This window comes from Pseudomonas saponiphila (assembly GCF_900105185.1).
GTDB lineage: Bacteria > Pseudomonadota > Gammaproteobacteria > Pseudomonadales > Pseudomonadaceae > Aquipseudomonas > Aquipseudomonas saponiphila.
Map to the genome: position 1 here is coordinate 1,491,431 of NZ_FNTJ01000001.1, position 17,472 is coordinate 1,508,902.

A 17,472-nucleotide genomic window follows, 5' to 3' on the forward strand; every position below is an offset into this window, starting at 1 on the left:
GGAGGCGGGGGCAAGGACCTATCTTTTAGCAACACAATGACGCTTGTGCTATCTCGAGGGCGACATAAATCCTTCTCATGCGCATCATTCAGGTTTTTTTCCGGCGCTTTGCAGTACTCTTGGCCGCGCAGTTTCCCCAGCAGAGGGAAGCCTGAGAACAGCCCTTTCCTTGCCTCGCGTGTAGACCATCGATCACCCAGTCCCGTGGGACTTACCGTGAGGTTTACCATGAGCATCACCTCTGAACTCATCTGCCAGGCCGCTGACCAGCTCAAGGGTTTTGTCGGCTTCAATCGCAAGACCGGCCGTTACATCGTGCGTTTCAGCGAAGACTCCTTCGGCATGGATGTGGCCGACGACGCCATAGTGCCGGCCAGCGAATTTGTCTGGGCGCCGGTGTCCGATCAGGCCATGAGCCTCAAGCGCGAGCAGATCCAGTTATTGCTGGACCAGAACATCGACGACCGGATCAACATCAGTGAACCGTTGCGGGTCTATATGCGCCGTAGCGATCTGCCGGAAATCCAGGCCGTGCGCAGTCTGTTGCCGACGGCTCAGGATTGATCCGGCGGCCGGCCTGAACCGCTGTGGCCCGCGGTTCAGGCCTGGGCTTGAGGGCTGAAGGCATAGGCCCGTTCGACCTTGCCGACCCGGGTATGAAAGCACTGGTACCAATCCTTGCGTCCGCGCTCGCGGATGGCGCTGTGTTCGGCGTGGTGCTTCCACGCCAGGATGGCCGCCTCGCTGCTCCAGTAGGACACGGTGATCCCGAAACCGTCCGCGCCCCGGGCCGATTCGACCCCGAGAAAGCCCGGTTGCCGACGCGCCAGTTCCAGCATGCGCTCGGCGGCCTGATCGTAGTCGGGGTCCGCAGCACCGCGTTGGGAGCTGAAGATCACCGCGTAGTAGGGCGGGGCGGGTGTCTGGCCGATCATCCTCGGGCCTCCAGGCAGGCATTGAGCAGGGCGCTGACCAGGGGCGGCGTGCGGCCCTTGAGAGCCGCGCGTTCGGGCTGGAACAGAGTGGCGACGAAAAATGGATGATCGGCGAGCTCCACGGCGCGCAGATCTCCCAGGCTGTCGTGGCCGCTGGCGCGCAGGGTGCCTGCGAGCAGGGGGCCGGCAAAGTCTGGATTGACGCCGTAGCGGCAGCGATAGCCTTCCTCGATGCTCCGGGTGCCATAGGCCTTGGCGATTCGACTGCCGTGTTGCAGTTCGATGCGCTCACGGGCCTCCACCAGGGCGCAGCTCAAAGGGGTGAGCAGTGCGCGCTCGGCATCGGGGGCGATCTCGCCGTGTTCGGCATCGGCCCAGCCCAGCACGTTGCGCGCGTATTCCAGGACCGCATGCTGAAAGCCGCCACAGGTGCCGAGGAAGGGGCGCTGTTGCTCCCGGGCCACGCGGATCGCCAGCAGCGCGCCGTGGATGTTCCGGTAGGGGCTGCCGGGCACGCACCAGATGGCGTCGAAGCCTTGCAACAGGTGCTCGTGAGTCAGATCGGCAGTGGCCAGCCATTGCACGTCGAGGGTGATTGCGGCGTCGGCTGCGGCCCGATCCAGGGCCAGGGGAATGGCCTGGTGCGCGGTGATCAGTGGGTCGTGATCCCCCACCAGGGCGATGCGCAGGGGCGGTGTCGAGGCGGGTGCTTGCATGGGCTTCTCCGGTAAGGGCGCTGACTTGTCGATTGCCTGGGGCCACTATAGATTGGCGTCCACGCAATCAATATTGGCGTTTACCCAAGTGATCAATGCAGCAGTGCACTATCAGCTGGACTACCCCGATCTGTCGCTGGTCCTGGCCCTGGTCCGTGGCGGCTCCCTGGCCCGTGCCGCGGCCCTGCTCAAGGTGGATGTTTCGACGGTGTTTCGTGCCGTGCGTCGCCTGGAAGCCGGGCTCGGTCAGCAACTGTTCGACAAGAGCCGTGCCGGCTACCTGCCCACCAGCCTGGCCCAGGCCCTGGCACTGCAGGCCGAACAGGCGGAACAGGCCCTGGAGGCGGCGCGGATCGGTGTGGCCCAGGGCGGCGAGGTCATCAGCGGTACGGTGCGCCTGACCTGTACCGATTCGGTATTGCAGGGCTTGTTGCTACCGGCCCTGGCGCAGTTCATGCCCAAGTACCCCGCGTTGGTCATCGAACTGTGCACCTCGAATGATTTCGCCAACCTCAACCGTCGCGATGCGGACATCGCCGTGCGCCTCACCGCGACTCCTCCGGAGCATCTGGTGGGGCGCTGCCTGGGGACGGTGGCGTATCGGGTATGCACCAGCCCGGCGTATCGGCACCGGGTGGATTGCACCGATCTGGCACGGGTGGCCTGGATTGCCCCGGATGACTTTCTGCCGGATCACCCCACGGTGGTCTGGCGCCGTCAGCAGTGGCCCGGTGTGCAGCCCAGTTATCGCTGCAACAGCATGCTGGCGGCGACCGAGCTGGTGCGGGCCGGCCTGGGGGTGGCGGCGTTGCCGGACTTTCTCCTGGGCGGTGGCGACCTGGAGGCGCTGGGCGAGCCCCTGGAGCATGCAACCGCCTTGTGGCTGTTGACCCGCCCGGACTGTCGGGCCCTGCGCTCGGTGGTGACGCTGTTCGATGAACTGGGGCGTCATCTGCGCTGGCCCTGAATACCTCAGGCCGCCGGTGGTTCCTTGCGGACGAAGTGCGCGTGCATCTCGCTGGTGAGGTTTTCGATGCGTTCGCTCAGTTGCTTGGTCATCTCCGTGAGGCGGGTGTTCTGCTCCAGCAACTCCAGCAGTTGCCCGGTGGTTTGCGCGGCCTGGGCCTGGCGTTCGCTGTTGACGATGGCCAGGGCCTCGCGGTGTTGGGCGTCGGCGTCGGACTGGGCCTTGTCGCGGGCGGCCTGGCGGGTCTGGGCCAGCAGGATCAGCGGCGCGGCGTAGGCTGCCTGCAGGCTGAAGGCCAGGTTCAGAAGGATGAAGGGATAGACGTCGAACTGAGTGACGCCGCTGAGGTTGAGGGCGATCCAGATCGCCACGATCAGGGTCTGTGCCCCGAGAAAGGTCGGGGTGCCGAAGAAACGGGCAAAGGCCTCGGCCTTCAAGGCAAAGGCATCGTTGCCGAAGGTAGGGGCCAGGTGGGCATGGGCGCGGTGAAAGCGCAGGTGATCGGTGACTGGGGTGGTTTCTTTGGGGGTGTCGCTGGAACTCATGATGGCCTCCGCCAGGCACTGGGACGTCTGGCCACTATAGTCCTCGAGGCTGTCCCCGACGTCATTGTCGACGCCGGGAAAACCCTCCCCTACAGCGCATCACGTTCGTTGGCGAACATGCTCACGGCTTGCACCGCGTCACTGGCCCCATCGCGAATCTGCAGGATCACGGTGCCGGCCTGATCCGCCAGTTGCACGCCCTTGGCCGCCCGTTCCCGGGTGCCGTCCATGCTCTTGATGGCTTGCAGGGTTTCGTTCTGGATCATGTCGATCATGCTGGCGATTTCCGCGGTCGAGCCGCTGGTGCGCGCCGCCAACTGGCGAACTTCATCGGCCACCACGGCGAAGCCGCGCCCCTGTTCGCCGGCCCGGGCGGCCTCGATGGCGGCATTGAGGGCCAGCAGGTTGGTCTGGTCGGCAATCCCGCGGATGGTGTTGACGATGGCGGTGATCTGTTCCGAACGTTCGCCAAGGCGGGCGATCAGGGTGGAGGAGTCCTCGATGTTGTGGGCGATCTGGCGCATTTCACTGGCGGCTTGCTGGATCACGCCGGTGCCTTGCTCGGCGACTTTCCGGGTCTGCACCGAGATGTGATAAGCCTGGCTCGCGCTCTGGGCATCCTGCTCGTGTTTCTCCACTTGCTGGCTGACGTCGGCGGCGTACTTGATCACTTTGCACAGGCGTCCGCTGGCGTCGTAGACCGGGTTGTAGTTGGCTTCCAGCCACAGCGTGCGGCCGTGCTTGTCGATCCGTTCGAAGCGACCGCTGAAGAACTCGCCCTTGTTCAGGCGATTCCAGAAGTCCTGGTAGGCGCTGCTGTTGACCAGTTCGGGCTTGCAGAACATCCGATGATGCTTGCCCTGGACCTGCGCCAGGCTGTAGCCCATGCAACCGAGGAAGTTGGCGTTGGCGCTGATGATGCTGCCATCGAGGTTGAACTCGATCACCGCCATGGCCCGATCGATGGCATCCAGCTTGTTGCGCGCCTCGGCTTCTTCCTGGATTCGAGTGGTGACATCCAGGGCGTACTTGACCACCTTGTACACCGCGCCCGAGGCGTCGCGGATAGGGTTGTAGCTGGCTTCCAGCCACAGGCTCTGCCCGGCACTGCCGACCCGTTCAAAGGTTCCGGACTGGAACTGACCTTCTCTGAGGCGTGCCCACAATTGCTGATAGTCGCTGCTGCGCGCGTACTCCGGGGTACAGAACAGGCGGTGCGACTGGCCGAGTACCTGGTCTTCGCGATAGCCCAGGGTCTTGAGGAAATTGTCGTTGGCGCGCAATACGCAGCCTTGCAGATCGAACTCGATCACCGCCATGGAGCGGTCGATGGCTTCCAGCAAGCTCGATTGTTCGGCAACGGTCCGGTTCAGGGCGTCGATGGTCTTGTTGTGGCGGTTGAATAGCATGTGGGCAGGTGCTCTGTGGGAGAAACGTTGCGTCGATCCCTATTGAGTGCGCCGGTACGCCGAATGCTCCCCGGCGCTCGGCATTATCTGCTCAATGTCAGCGTTCCATGACTGACAGAAGATACATTCGCAGCAATGCGACGGGGACGCTTCAGGCGCGCGTCGGTGGCCGCGTCAAGGGAGACGTAGCGGCTGCGAATCGATTGGGTTGGAGTGACTGGCTTCGGTGGCGGCAGTTGCGGTTGTGGGCATCCGTTGCAACGAAGTGGCGGCATTATGATGGCAACTGCCTGGATAAATCCAAATAAACTTGTACAAAAATGTTTTTTACTTCCTTTTTGTATAAGTTTTTTCGGTTTTATGCCAATTGCGATCGTGGCACGTAGCCGTTGGCGTCGTTGCTGGCTATCCGGTTGCGTCCGTTTTTTTTCGCCTGGTACAGGGCTTGGTCCGCGGCGTTGAGCCAGGTGGCCGGATCCTCGAAGCCGGCATCGAAGGCAGCCAGACCAATACTCAGGCTGACATTCAACTCGCTCACTTGTGGGTGCCGGTACTGGCTGAAGACCCGGCGCAGGCGCTCCATGATATCGAGCGCCTGCTGCTGGCTCATGCGCGGTAGGATCACGCAGAATTCGTCGCCACCGTAGCGGCCGGCCAGGTCATCGTGGCGCAGGTTGCGTCGCAGTTCGTTGCTCAAGTGACGCAGGACGGTATCGCCAATGATGTGGCCGTAGGTGTCGTTGATCGCCTTGAAGTGGTCGATGTCGATCAGGGCGATGCAGGCGTGCATCTGCTGCTGTCGGCATTTGTGGAACTTGATATGCAGCAGGTCCTTCCAGGAACCGTGGTTGAGCAGGCCGGTGAGGCTGTCGGTGCGACTCAGGGCGCTCAGGGCGCGCTTGTGTTCGGACAGTTTGATTGCCAGGCGATAGCAGACCATGCCCACCGCCAGGGGATAGAGAGTCAGCATGGGTAGGCAGGCGTAGATCTGCAGCGGGTTGATCAGGGTTGTGAAGTGTGGCCCGAACAGGGCCCAGGACAGCAGCCCCCCGGTGCATTGGGCCAGAGTGCCGCGAATGAACAGGCGCAGGCCACCCGCGGCCACGTTGTTCATGGCCATCATCGAGAGGATGGTGACCGCCGGCAGCGGGTTGAACTGCATGGTCGCTGCCCAGAAACCGCCCAGCAACGAGTCATACAGCAGATTGCGGCGTTCTGCCCGGTAGGGAAACGCCGAACGGGCGGACAGTTGATAGGCCAGGTGGGGCCAGATCAGGCCGTTGAACAACAGCAGGCCCCATATCCAGTCCGGCAGTGCCAGGGTAGCGAGTGCCGCCAGGACACTGATGCCGCCGATGCCCAGGCCGATGATCCTTGGCCAATAGATGCGTCGGGCAAATGACAGCCCTTTGCCGCGTTGGTTTTCCATAAATTCCTGCACCAGATTTTGCACTGAAACACTTTTTGGTGTTTTTGCGGCATTGCCGTTTATCGGATCAGTCTGATGAATATTGTCATTTATTCCACTAGGAATAATCAGTGTCCTTCGAAGCCATTTCACGGTGGCAGGGGCAGGGCATGCTGGCAGATCGACCTGAATCAGGCCTGGTAGTGGCAGAGAAACATGTCCAGTGCCGATTCGATGACCCGGGTCTGCAGGTCCGCTGTCAGGGGCGGTTGGCCCAGGGTGATCTGCGGCCAGAAGGCGAAGCTCTTGAGCAGCCCGTGCATCTGTTGGGCTGCGAACTCCGGGTCCAGCGGCTTGAGGCGGCCGTCGGCCAGGGCGCCGCGGATCCACAGGGTCAGGCCTTCTTCCCGTTCACCGAGCCGCGCCACCATGTCCTGAGCCCGTTCGGGGGAGTGGATGGCCGCAGCAATCGCCACTCGGGCCAGGTCAAGAAAATTGTCGTCGGCCAGCAGTTGCAGCTTGGCCCGCAGCAGTGCTTCCAGTTGCCCGCGCAGGGGCTGGTCGTGGCGGTAGGCGACTTCCGCTTGAGCGCTGATGCTGGCCCAGAGCTTGTGCAGGATCTCGGCGAACAACTCTTCCTTGCTCGGAAAGTGGTTGTACACCGTGCGCTTGGATACACCTGCCGTGGCGGCAATCTTGTCCATGCTGGTGATGTCGAAGCCGCTGGTGCGGAATTCGCTGATCGCCGCCTGGATGATGGCATTGCGTTTAAGGTCGGTGAGGCGCTTTGGAGCTGTCATAAGTTGGGTTCGATCAGGGTGGGCGGCTAAATCAATCGGCAGTCTACTTCGTCTTAATCCTGTTGCAATCTAGAAACTACACTGTGTAGTGTAGTTCTCCTTCAGAACGATGATTGGCGGCTGATGCTTGCGTGCCTTGGCCTGTAGATCGTCCCGTAGAACCACCTCGGAACCTTGCCGCGTTCCACGGAGTCCTTTCAATCATGGCTAATGTCTCGTCCAGCCTGACCCGCGCTTCTGGTCAGCCAACCTCTCGTCAGGAGCAGGGCGCCTTTCGCAACCATGCTCCGGTGCGTCGTGCCGGCTTCGGCAAAACCTTGCAGATCTTCTGGAACATGCTGTTCCACAAACCGCGCAACACCCGTCCAGCAGGGGCGATCCCGGTGCAGACGTTGACCCTTGAACAATTGTTGGCAGCGCCCAATCACAGCGTGTTTCGCCTGGGCCACTCCACCGTGTTGCTGAAGATGCGCGACAAGTTCTGGATCACCGACCCGGTGTTTGCAGAGCGGGCCTCACCGGTGCAATGGGCCGGACCAAAGCGCTTTCATCAGCCGCCCATCAGCCTGGAGGCGCTGCCGGAGATCGAGGCGGTGATCCTGTCCCACGATCATTACGACCACCTGGACCACCAGACGGTGCTGAGCCTGGCGGACAAGACCCGACACTTCCTGACTCCGCTGGGCGTGGGTGACACCCTGATCAAATGGGGCGTAGCGGCGAGCAAGGTGCGGCAGCTGGATTGGTGGCAGGGGTGCGACGTCGACGGCATACGTTTTGTCGCTACGCCGTCGCAGCATTTTTCCGGTCGCGGCCTGTTCGACGGCAACCGCACCCTGTGGGCTTCCTGGGTGATGATCGATGGGCCGACGCGGATCTTCTTCAGCGGTGATACCGGGTACTTCGACGGCTTCAAGCGCATCGGCCAGCAGTACGGTCCCTTCGACCTGACACTGATGGAAACCGGGGCCTACAACGTCGAATGGCCCCACGTGCACATGCAGCCGGAGCAAACCCTGCAAGCCCATATCGATCTGCGTGGCCGCTGGCTGCTGCCGATCCATAACGGCACCTTCGACCTGGCCATGCATGCCTGGCATGAACCCTTCGACCGTATCCTGGCCCTGGCCTGGGAACGCAGCATCAACATCACCACGCCGCAGATGGGCGAAGCCTTCAGCCTGGCGCAACCTCAGCGGGGCAGCGCCTGGTGGCTGGAGGTGGATGGCGTTCTGGAGCAGATGGGCATCGAGTCCGCGTAATTTCAGGACTGGCCACGAGGGTGACCAGTTGCCTGATACATCGGGTTTGGACCCCGTCCTTGAGCGCCGGTCCGATGTCGGTGACTGTCCGGGGCCCTCGATCATTCGATCATGGCGTAGTCAGGGCGCTCCATCGGATTGGGGGTCGCTCCGCGGATGTTCATGCCGCGGCCGGGGGTGAAGCCGGGGAAGAACACCAGGCCTTGCGCCTCAAGGCAGAACGCCAGGGCCAGCCGGGTGACGTCGCGCACCTCGTAGCCGGCCTCAAAGCGCTGAATGGCTTGCACCGAGACGCTGGACTCGCGGGACAACTGGTCCATGTCCCAGCCCAGCATGTCGCGGGCCTGAGCACAGTGCTGCGGAGTGAACTGATAAAGGGCGATACGTTCCAGGGTTATTTTCATCGCTAGAGAGGCCATGGTTTTCTCCGGGAGGTTAGGCAGCGCGTTGACTTGATACTGTTTATTTGTACAGTTGTTTTGCGTGCTGATCAAATTCAATTACTGCCAACCCCCGAGCTTTTGGTCACAAGGTTTTACCTGGGAACGCAGCCTCCTGATTCAGGTAGGTGCTGGGGGATTGCCCCAATACCCGGCGGAACATGGTGGAGAACGCCCCGGGGCTCTCATAGCCGAAGTCCAGGGCGATGCGGGTCACCGGTTCGGCCGCGGCCAGCCGGGCCAGGGCCAGGACTACGCAGGCCCGTTGTCGCCACTGAATGAAGCTCATGCCCGTCTGCTGGCGGAAGCTGCGGTTGAAGGTCCGCAAACTGATATGCAGCTGTCCTGCCCAGTGTTCCGGGGATTGGTGAATATCCGGGCGTGCGAGGAAGGCCTGGCACAGCCCGAGCAGTGCACCGGCGGCCGGCAGGGGAATATGCAGCGGTAGCGGGCGACTGCGCTGCAACTCATGCAGCAGCAGGTCGATCAGCAGTCCGTCCCTCCCGTGTTGCGGGTATTGCAGAGGAAGCTCCACCGCTTCCAGAAGCAACTGGCGCAACAGGGGCGAGACGCTGATCACCTGGCAGCCGTCGCTATCCAGAGGCGCTGCTGCGGGTTCGATGTACAGACTGCGGGTGCTGACCCCGAGCATCAGCACCTCGTGTTCCACCCCGGGCGGAATCCACACCGCCCGCTGCGGCGGCACCACCCAGTTCCCCTGGGCGGTGCCCACCTGCATCACTCCGGTGGCGCCATACAACAGTTGCGCCCGGCGATGACTGTGGCGCGGCAGGCACTGGCCGTCGGCATAGTCGGTGCCGATGGCCACGACCGGGCGCGGTGTCCGGTCCAGTGAGTCGATGGAGATATTGCGCATGCGACGAGATTCCTGGCTGGCGTAAACGCAAACATTATTGGCTGGCATGCTGAAGTCGGCCAGGGCTCGATCTCTTATTGTCCGCAGCTTCTCTCTCGGACGGATGCGGCTCGATGTTCTATCTACTGCTGGCTTTTTTTGGCTGCATGACCGGCGTCAGTGCGGTGCTGTTCGGCTTCGGCGGCGGTTTTGTGGTAGTGCCGCTGTTGTACTGGATGCTGCTGAGTAGCCAGGGGCCGGACTCGGCGGCGGGGCATTCGGCCATGCATGTCGCTGTGGCCACTTCGACTTGCGTGATGATCGTCAACGCTCTGTTGGCCAGCTGGCGGCATCAGCGGGCCGGCAATCTTGTCCGCCATTACCTGTGGCCTCTGGGCGCCTACATCGCCCTGGGGGCGATGTTCGGTGCGGCCGCGGCTATTTGGGTCAGCGGCGAGGTGATTCGCTATGCCTTCATTGCCTACCTGGGCATCACCATTGCCGATTGCCTGCTGCGGCGCGGCTTTCTTGAGCAGGTGAAGCAGGGTCATGCTCGTCGCCTGGGGACCGGCGAAACGCTATTGGGTGGTGTAGGAATAGGCGTAATCGCGACTTTTCTCGGGGTGGGGGGCAGCGTCATGACAGTACCTCTGTTACGTCGTTGCGGTCTGAGCATGACCCAGGCCACCTCCATGGCCAATCCCTTGAGCGTACCGGTGGCCCTGGCCGGAACCGCAACCTACCTGGCCCTGGCGCGCTTCAGTCCATCCGATTTGGGCCCCGGGTTCATCGGCTATGTGGACCTGCTGGCGTTCTCGGTATTGTCCCTTGGCTCGTTGCTGGGCATCCGTCTGGCCACGCCCTGGATCGGTCGCATCCCGGATCGGGTGCATGCGCGGGTGTATATCGGCCTGCTGCTGGCGGTGCTGATCAGCCTGTGCCTGACGTGACAGAGGCATCGCTCGGGCAGGAGTTGATGGAGGCTGCAGCTACTGTGCGTGAAGCCCCGGTGCCTCGCGGATCACGAAGTGGTCCAGGTTCTCGATGTTGGCGCTGAAGACCCCGAAGGTCGCTTCGGGGTTTTTCTTGCTCGGTACTTGCTGGAGTGTCGGGGTGACGCCGTAGAAGAAGCAGTACAACTCGCGCTGGCTGTCGATGGCGCTCTTGATCTCTTCGAGGAAGGCTTTGCGCTTGCGATAGTTGTCGACCAGCTTCTTGCTCAGGTAGACGTTGACCGAGTAGGGCTTCTTCTTCGATTCGTCAGCGGCCTTGAACCAGACCTTCTGCTCGAAATCGATGCGAAAGCTCTGGGTGTAGTCCTTGATTTGCTTGATCTTGCCCCAGTAGATCAGCCCCTTGTTGTCCAGCAGGTACTCGATCTTCTTGAAGAACGAGGCGTAGGACGCGGTGTGCTCGCCGATTTTCAGCGGCATGCGCTTGAGCAGTTCCTTGTCGTCGATGTTCGACACGAAGCATTCCACCGGGTGGGCGAAGACACAGGTCTTGTCCGGAGTGCTATCGCGCCCGGCGTGGTTGTTTTGCAGGCCGGCTGGCGCAACGGGCGGATTATCTCTGGGTGTTTCTACCGCCGCGGTCGGGCTGCTCGGTCGGCGTGTGTACTCGCGGCGGGTCAACAGCAGTTCCGAGGGGAAGTGTTCCTCGCGCTCATCCTCGGCGGCTGCGCCTTCGATGCTGCCGGCACCTTTACTGAGTCGGTAAGGGCAGCTTTCTATGTGCAACGTGCCGGGCAGGTTCTTGAAGTGCGGGGTGCGAAGGTAATTGACGTTCTTGGCATTGAAGGTGCCCAACTGATTGGCGGCATCGAAGGCGGCGCGACATTCATCGTTGGGGCACTGGAAGCTTTCCTGGGCGGAATCGAAAGCCACGGTTTCATCGAAATTCAGATCCCGCACGTCATAGATCGACAACTTGTCGTCGAGGCTGATGCAGTAGGCGGTATCGAATTTCATGAGCGCTTTGATCCTTAAGCGGGGGAGGGGTCTTTATAACCACAGCTCTTGCAGCCTGCACGCAATTTAATGGGCCGGCTGCGCTGTCTGTTTCCACGGCCAATAAAAAAGCCCTGAACACGTCAGGGCTTCTTATTGGTTGCGTTGACCCGGGAATCAATCCCAGCTCAGTGCACCGCCAGTTTGATACTCGATCACGCGAGTCTCGAAGAAGTTCTTCTCTTTCTTCAAGTCCATGATCTCGCTCATCCATGGGAACGGGTTGGTGGTGCCTGGGTACTCTTCCTTCAGGCCGATCTGCGACAGGCGACGGTTGGCGATGAACTTGAGGTAGTCCTCCATCATCGCCGCGTTCATGCCCAGTACGCCGCGAGGCATGGTGTCGCGAGCGTATTCGATTTCCAGTTGGGTGCCCTGGAGGATCATCTGGGTGGCTTCTTCCTTCATCTCGGCATCCCACAGGTGCGGGTTTTCGATCTTGATCTGGTTGATCACGTCGATGCCGAAGTTCAGGTGCATGGATTCGTCGCGCAGGATGTACTGGAACTGCTCGGCGACGCCGGTCATCTTGTTGCGGCGGCCCATGGACAGGATCTGGGTGAAGCCGCAGTAGAAGAAGATGCCTTCAAGCACGCAGTAGTAGGCGATCAGGTTGCGCAGCAGTTCCTTGTCGGTGTCGACGGTGCCGGTTTCGAACTTCGGATCGGAGATCGAACGGGTGTACTTCAGGCCCCAGGCGGCCTTCTTCGCGACCGATGGAATCTCGTGGTACATGTTGAAGATCTCGCCTTCATCCATGGCCAGCGATTCGATGCAGTACTGGTAGGCGTGAGTGTGGATCGCCTCTTCGAAGGCCTGGCGCAGGATGTACTGGCGGCATTCCGGGTTGGTGATCAGGCGGTACACGGCCAGTACCAGGTTGTTGGCAACTAGGGAGTCGGCGGTGGAGAAGAAGCCCAGGTTGCGCATGACGATGCGGCGCTCGTCGTCGGTCAGGCCTTCCGGGTTTTTCCACAGGGCGATGTCGGCGGTCATGTTGACCTCTTGCGGCATCCAGTGGTTGGCGCAACCGTCGAGGTACTTCTGCCAGGCCCAGTCGTACTTGAACGGCACCAGCTGGTTGAGGTCGGCGCGGCAGTTGATCATGCGCTTTTCGTCAACCGCGACGCGGGCGGAAGAGCCTTCCAGCTCGGCCAGGCCCTCGGCGATGTCGAGCTGGTCCAGGGACGCCTTGGCCCGGGCAACGGCAGCGGAGTCGTTGGCGGTCACGGCGCGGGCTTCCAGAGCTGCGGCACCACCGGCGCTGTCGAGGCGGTCCATGTTGGCTTCAGTGGCGTGGCCGGCGTTGGCGCCTTTGACTGCAACTTCGCCTTCTTCTTTGTCGAATTCGTCCCAGCTCAGCATGACGTGTCGTCTCCTGCTCGAGGGCCAGATGCCCGTGTGAAAACAAAAGGGTTGGCTTTTCACACGGCGCTACTGGCCGCGTTAAATCAATAGAAATCGTTTGTTGCAGCTGTGAACGCAGGCAATAAACAGAAATATGTGTCCGGGTGCCTTGAGGCTGCTGTCGGGCGGAACTGAGGCTTTCGGTTCCGGCGCGGGAATCAGCAGGTCGTTTTCATCCGGTAAGGGAATGTTGCAGGCCCGTTTTGAGGACGCATTATAAGGATATTTTCCGGCTCGTGGGGTGACCGATGGGCGCAGGCGGGCCAAGGAAGGCAGGGGACCCAGAGCAAAGCGCGGGTTTACAAGGCTTTGACCGCGGAAGATTTTTTTTCGGGCTGGAAAAAATCAGCCGGAAATGGCCAAAAAATAGCCAATTTTACTAGATGTTGTGTTTTTGCAAGCCATTTCACTGTTTTGAACACAACTCAAATCGACCCGGATTGGGCCAGGTAAGGGGCTGGGAACCGGCCTCGGCGGCGGCGAAAAGGTTGCGTGCGATTGCCGTGGTCGCACGTCGTGGGAGCGATGCTTCTGGCCGGACCCCGAACGGGAGCTGGCGAGGCATCTTTGCCGCAAGAGGGATTTCTTGCGGCCGGCAGTCATCAAGGTCTATGCAATGAACTTGGCTATTAACCGTTAGAGCAACCGTTGCCCATTACACGGTATTGAAGAATATGTCGTTGACCGTGGGAGTCTTCATATTCCATACGCGCTGGTACAACTTCGCAGACTTCTGGAACTTCGCTCATGGAGATAACTTTGGCGATATCCAGATCAGTGGAGTAAGTGTATTCCTCTACCGGTACTTGTTGCTGTGCGACATCAGTCGGGATCTCATCAGCCATCGCGGTAACGCACAGACTGCTGAGGGCCAGAACTAATAAAGCTTTCATTTGCGTTTTACCTTTCTAAGGTCGTGTGGGGTCACGCAGCCTTTATGAGGCTGCGTGTGGAGCTTGAGTAAACGATTGATTAACTGCCTTCGTGGGGGCTGCAACTTGGTTAATCAGATTGCCTGTTTGGCGAGACAGATTTTAGGCCCGGGGTGGCAGCTCATATAGGTGCACTTTTGATAAACACCTTTGACAGTTTTTGTAACAATCGCCGAAAAAGGCCTGGCCGGGTGCCCGCTTGAGCATTTTTGCCGAGGGTGAATGTCGCTGTAACCAGCGTTCTTGAAGGGGGGAGGCAAATAGCCGGGCATTTCGCAGGGGGTTGTTACTACCATCGTCGAATGGTTCTATAGGCGCCCCCCGGGCTACAACGGGGTCATACAAAAACAACTATGTCACCGAGGTAAGAAAGATGAGTGCGGCTTCTCTGTATCCCGTTCGTCCCGAGGTTTTGGCCAATACGCTGACTGACGAGGCGACCTACAAGGCCATGTACCAGCAGTCGGTCGTGAACCCGGACGGTTTCTGGCGTGAACAGGCCAAGCGTCTCGACTGGATCAAGCCTTTTACCACGGTGAAGCAGACTTCCTTCGACGATCACCATGTCGATATCAAGTGGTTTGCCGATGGCACCTTGAACGTCTCCTATAACTGCCTGGATCGACATCTCGCCGAGCGTGGCGATCAGATCGCGATCATCTGGGAGGGCGACGATCCTTCCGAAAGCCGCAACATCACCTACCGCGAGCTGCATGAAGAAGTCTGCAAGTTCGCCAACGCCTTGCGTGGCCAGGACGTGCACCGTGGCGACGTGGTGACTATCTATATGCCAATGATTCCCGAGGCGGTGGTGGCCATGCTGGCCTGTACCCGTATCGGTGCGATCCACTCGGTGGTATTCGGCGGGTTCTCCCCTGAAGCTTTGGCCGGGCGCATCATCGACTGCCGTTCGAAAGTGGTGATCACCGCCGACGAGGGCATCCGTGCCGGTAAAAAGGTTCCGCTCAAGGCCAATGTCGACGATGCCCTGACCAACCCGGAAACCAGCAGCATCCAGAAGGTCATCGTGTGCAAGCGCACCGGTGGCAACATCAAGTGGAACCAGCATCGCGACATCTGGTACGAAGACCTGATGAAGGTCGCCGGCAGCGTCTGCGCACCGAAAGAGATGGGCGCCGAGGAAGCGCTGTTCATCCTTTATACCTCCGGCTCCACCGGCAAGCCCAAGGGCGTGCAGCACACCACCGGCGGCTACCTGCTCTATGCATCGCTGACCCATGAGCGGGTGTTCGACTACCGTCCGGGTGAAGTCTACTGGTGCACCGCCGACGTCGGCTGGGTCACCGGCCACACTTATATCGTCTATGGCCCGCTGGCCAACGGCGCTACCACGGTGCTGTTCGAAGGCGTGCCGAACTATCCGGACGTGACCCGGGTGGCGAAGATCGTCGACAAGCACAAGGTCAATATCCTCTACACCGCGCCGACCGCGATCCGCGCCATGATGGCCTCGGGCACGGCAGCCTGCGAAGGCGCCGATGGCAGCAGCCTGCGCCTGCTGGGTTCGGTGGGCGAGCCGATCAACCCGGAAGCCTGGGACTGGTACTACAAGAACGTCGGCCAATCCCGTTGCCCGATCGTCGACACCTGGTGGCAGACCGAAACCGGCGCCACCCTGATGAGCCCGCTGCCGGGGGCGCACGCCCTGAAACCGGGTTCTGCCGCGCGTCCGTTCTTCGGTGTGGTGCCGGCCCTGGTGGACAACCTGGGCAACATCATCGAGGGCGCCGCCGAAGGCAACCTGGTGATCCTCGATTCGTGGCCAGGTCAGGCGCGCACGCTGTACGGCGACCACGACCGCTTCGTCGATACCTACTTCAAGACGTTCCGTGGCATGTACTTCACCGGTGACGGCGCTCGTCGCGACGAAGACGGCTACTGGTGGATCACCGGCCGGGTGGACGACGTGCTCAACGTTTCCGGGCACCGCATGGGCACCGCCGAGATCGAAAGCGCCATGGTTGCGCACCCGAAAGTCGCCGAAGCGGCGGTGGTGGGCGTGCCTCACGACATCAAGGGCCAGGGCATCTATGTCTACGTAACCCTCAACGGTGGCGAAGAGCCGAGCGAAGCCCTGCGTCTGGAACTGAAGAACTGGGTGCGCAAGGAAATCGGTCCGATCGCCTCGCCGGATGTCATCCAATGGGCGCCGGGACTGCCGAAGACCCGTTCCGGGAAGATCATGCGGCGGATTCTGCGCAAGATCGCGACTGCGGAGTACGACGGTCTGGGAGATATCTCTACCTTGGCCGACCCAAGCGTGGTGCAACACTTGATCGACACTCACAAGACCATGAACGTCGCCTGAGGCGGGTTCCGAGTCACCCAGCCCCGCCCGGCCTTGCGCCGGGCGGGGCTTTTTTGTGCCGGGGCGATTCGCCGGCAAGCCGCTCGCTACAGCCTCCGCGGGCCAGTTGTGAGGCCCGCTTGCCGCTGCAGGCGAGCGAATAAATATCGGATTTATCCATCTGCCGGGTTCGAATGTTACCGATGCCGTTGAAGATGTAACCCGGCGCCCATTTTCGGGGCAATGGGAAACGCCGAGCCCCATTTCAGGGCTGTTTATATCCATATAAAAAATAAGTCATCACGCTGCGCTTGCCGGAATAGAAGGCTTTGCCAATAATAGGCCCGCAATTTGCAGCGTAGATCGGTTCCCTGTCATTTGCTCTTGCATAGTTTTGAAGAGCTGTCAATGTGCTCCCCCGGTATTCTCGATGCTTCTGTAATTTGTTGTCGCATTGAGGAAATATCGGCTTCCAGCCTGTCGTTAGAATGCCGGTCACTCGCTCGTCGTTGCCTGTGTGTGAGTCCTCTTCCGGGCTTCTCAGGACGCAGCGCCGTCTTTGCAGTTTTACCCATTCGCATATTGGGCTGTCGCTCACTCTGCCGTTTTCGCCCTTTACCGATGGAGTTCTAAGATGAAGAAACTCGTGCTTCTTGGCGCCCTGGCACTGTCCGTGCTCTCCCTGCCGACTTTCGCCGATGAAAAGCCTCTGAAAATTGGTATCGAAGCGGCCTACCCTCCGTTTGCCTCCAAAGCGCCGGATGGCAGCATCGTCGGTTTCGACTACGACATCGGCAACGCGCTGTGCGAAGAGATGAAGGTCAAGTGCGTGTGGGTCGAGCAAGAGTTCGATGGCCTGATCCCGGCACTGAAGGTGCGCAAGATCGACGCCATCCTCTCGTCGATGTCGATCACCGACGATCGCAAGAAATCCGTGGATTTCACCAACAAGTACTACAACTCCCCGGCGCGTCTGGTGATGAAGGCCGGTACTCAGGTCAGCGACGGCCTGGCCGAGCTCAAGGGCAAGAACATCGGTGTGCAGCGCGGTTCGATCCATGAGCGTTTCGCCCGTGAAGTGCTGGCTCCCCAGGGCGCACAGATCAAGCCTTACGGCTCGCAGAACGAAATCTACCTGGATGTGGCCGCCGGCCGCCTCGACGGCACCGTGGCGGACGCTACCCTGTTGAGTGACGGCTTCCTGAAAACCGACGCTGGCAAGGGCTTCGCCTTCGTGGGGCCGTCGTTCACCGACGTCAAATACTTCGGCGACGGCATAGGAATCGCGGTGCGCAAGGGCGACAAGGCCGAGCTGGACAAGATCAACGCTGCCATCGCTGCCATTCGCGAGAATGGCAAGTACAAGCAAATCCAGGACAAGTACTTCGACTTCGACATCTACGGCAAGTAAGACCGTCGAAACAGTCAGTCCGAGATGGCGCAAGCAGCAGAATCTCTGAAGTTTGCGCCATTTTTTC

At 60.6% G+C, this 17,472-nt stretch carries 17 protein-coding genes and 1 pseudogene; 6 read left to right on the forward strand and 12 right to left on the reverse strand.

Annotated features, from left to right (window positions below; all coding sequences use genetic code 11):
* The first annotated feature begins 228 nt into the window (after positions 1 to 228).
* A complete protein-coding gene (locus BLV47_RS07150; RefSeq protein WP_016968120.1) occupies positions 229 to 564 on the forward strand; it encodes a DUF2025 family protein in 336 nt (111 codons plus the stop codon).
* A gap of 35 nt (positions 565 to 599) precedes the next feature.
* Here BLV47_RS07150 and BLV47_RS07155 read toward each other — a convergent pair whose 3' ends face one another.
* Both BLV47_RS07155 and BLV47_RS07160 read right to left on the reverse strand, forming a co-directional pair.
* Entirely contained in the window at positions 600 to 935 is a 336-nt protein-coding gene (locus BLV47_RS07155; protein ID WP_092311552.1) for an antibiotic biosynthesis monooxygenase family protein, read from the reverse strand.
* Positions 932 to 1,651, reverse strand: a complete 720-nt coding sequence (locus BLV47_RS07160) for a CTP synthase C-terminal region-related (seleno)protein (protein WP_092311555.1) — start codon at positions 1,649 to 1,651, stop codon at positions 932 to 934. Before BLV47_RS07160 ends, BLV47_RS07155 begins: the two co-directional genes overlap by 4 nt.
* On the opposite strand from BLV47_RS07160, the gene BLV47_RS07165 reads away from it, so the two are divergent.
* Positions 1,650 to 2,618, forward strand: a complete 969-nt coding sequence (locus BLV47_RS07165) for a LysR family transcriptional regulator (RefSeq protein ID WP_208605249.1) — start codon at positions 1,650 to 1,652, stop codon at positions 2,616 to 2,618. The genes BLV47_RS07160 and BLV47_RS07165 overlap by 2 nt on opposite strands.
* A 5-nt stretch (positions 2,619 to 2,623) precedes the next feature.
* On the opposite strand, the gene BLV47_RS07170 is transcribed toward BLV47_RS07165, so the two are convergent.
* From BLV47_RS07170 to BLV47_RS07185, 5 genes and pseudogenes are all read right to left on the reverse strand, one after another.
* Entirely contained in the window at positions 2,624 to 3,163 is a 540-nt protein-coding gene (locus BLV47_RS07170; protein WP_092311558.1) for a DUF1003 domain-containing protein, read from the reverse strand.
* 89 nt (positions 3,164 to 3,252) lie between these two features.
* A complete protein-coding gene (locus BLV47_RS36945) occupies positions 3,253 to 3,801 on the reverse strand; it encodes a methyl-accepting chemotaxis protein (RefSeq protein ID WP_371920248.1) in 549 nt (182 codons plus the stop codon).
* Positions 3,799 to 4,572: pseudogene (locus tag BLV47_RS36950) on the reverse strand (PAS domain-containing protein); the annotation flags it as partial. The pseudogene BLV47_RS36950 and the gene BLV47_RS36945, both read right to left, overlap by 3 nt.
* A 358-nt stretch (positions 4,573 to 4,930) precedes the next feature.
* Complete coding sequence (locus BLV47_RS07180) at positions 4,931 to 6,001, reverse strand: diguanylate cyclase (RefSeq protein ID WP_092311565.1); 1,071 nt, start codon at positions 5,999 to 6,001, stop codon at positions 4,931 to 4,933.
* Positions 6,002 to 6,171: 170 nt separating this feature from the next.
* On the reverse strand, positions 6,172 to 6,780 hold the full coding sequence (locus BLV47_RS07185; protein ID WP_092311568.1) for a TetR/AcrR family transcriptional regulator: 609 nt from the start codon (positions 6,778 to 6,780) through the stop codon (positions 6,172 to 6,174).
* A 203-nt stretch (positions 6,781 to 6,983) separates the two neighbouring features.
* Here BLV47_RS07185 and BLV47_RS07190 point away from each other — a divergent pair, with 203 nt between their 5' ends.
* Complete coding sequence (locus tag BLV47_RS07190; RefSeq protein ID WP_092311571.1) at positions 6,984 to 8,042, forward strand: MBL fold metallo-hydrolase; 1,059 nt, start codon at positions 6,984 to 6,986, stop codon at positions 8,040 to 8,042.
* A 101-nt stretch (positions 8,043 to 8,143) separates the two neighbouring features.
* Here BLV47_RS07190 and BLV47_RS07195 read toward each other — a convergent pair whose 3' ends face one another.
* Together BLV47_RS07195 and BLV47_RS07200 are read right to left on the reverse strand one after the other, a co-directional pair.
* Complete coding sequence (locus BLV47_RS07195) at positions 8,144 to 8,461, reverse strand: helix-turn-helix domain-containing protein (RefSeq protein WP_092311574.1); 318 nt, start codon at positions 8,459 to 8,461, stop codon at positions 8,144 to 8,146.
* Positions 8,462 to 8,567: 106 nt separating this feature from the next.
* Positions 8,568 to 9,359, reverse strand: coding sequence for an AraC family transcriptional regulator (locus BLV47_RS07200; protein WP_092311577.1), 792 nt, complete (start codon positions 9,357 to 9,359; stop codon positions 8,568 to 8,570).
* A 113-nt stretch (positions 9,360 to 9,472) separates the two neighbouring features.
* Between BLV47_RS07200 and BLV47_RS07205 the strand changes: the two genes are divergently transcribed.
* A complete protein-coding gene (locus BLV47_RS07205; protein ID WP_092311580.1) occupies positions 9,473 to 10,288 on the forward strand; it encodes a sulfite exporter TauE/SafE family protein in 816 nt (271 codons plus the stop codon).
* A gap of 39 nt (positions 10,289 to 10,327) precedes the next feature.
* Here BLV47_RS07205 and BLV47_RS07210 read toward each other — a convergent pair whose 3' ends face one another.
* The 3 genes from BLV47_RS07210 to BLV47_RS07220 form a co-directional block, all read right to left on the reverse strand.
* Positions 10,328 to 11,308, reverse strand: coding sequence for a hypothetical protein (locus BLV47_RS07210; protein ID WP_092311584.1), 981 nt, complete (start codon positions 11,306 to 11,308; stop codon positions 10,328 to 10,330).
* Positions 11,309 to 11,464: 156 nt separating this feature from the next.
* Entirely contained in the window at positions 11,465 to 12,712 is a 1,248-nt protein-coding gene (locus BLV47_RS07215) for a ribonucleotide-diphosphate reductase subunit beta (RefSeq protein WP_060840605.1), read from the reverse strand.
* Between the two features lie 671 nt (positions 12,713 to 13,383).
* Positions 13,384 to 13,647: a DUF2790 domain-containing protein gene (locus BLV47_RS07220; protein ID WP_016968107.1), complete on the reverse strand. Its 264-nt coding sequence runs from the start codon at positions 13,645 to 13,647 to the stop codon at positions 13,384 to 13,386.
* A 412-nt stretch (positions 13,648 to 14,059) separates the two neighbouring features.
* On the opposite strand from BLV47_RS07220, the gene acs reads away from it, so the two are divergent.
* Both acs and BLV47_RS07230 read left to right on the forward strand, forming a co-directional pair.
* Positions 14,060 to 16,015, forward strand: coding sequence for an acetate--CoA ligase (acs, locus tag BLV47_RS07225; protein WP_092311587.1), 1,956 nt, complete (start codon positions 14,060 to 14,062; stop codon positions 16,013 to 16,015).
* A gap of 613 nt (positions 16,016 to 16,628) precedes the next feature.
* On the forward strand, positions 16,629 to 17,405 hold the full coding sequence (locus BLV47_RS07230; RefSeq protein WP_092311590.1) for an ABC transporter substrate-binding protein: 777 nt from the start codon (positions 16,629 to 16,631) through the stop codon (positions 17,403 to 17,405).
* The last annotated feature ends 67 nt before the right edge of the window (positions 17,406 to 17,472 follow it).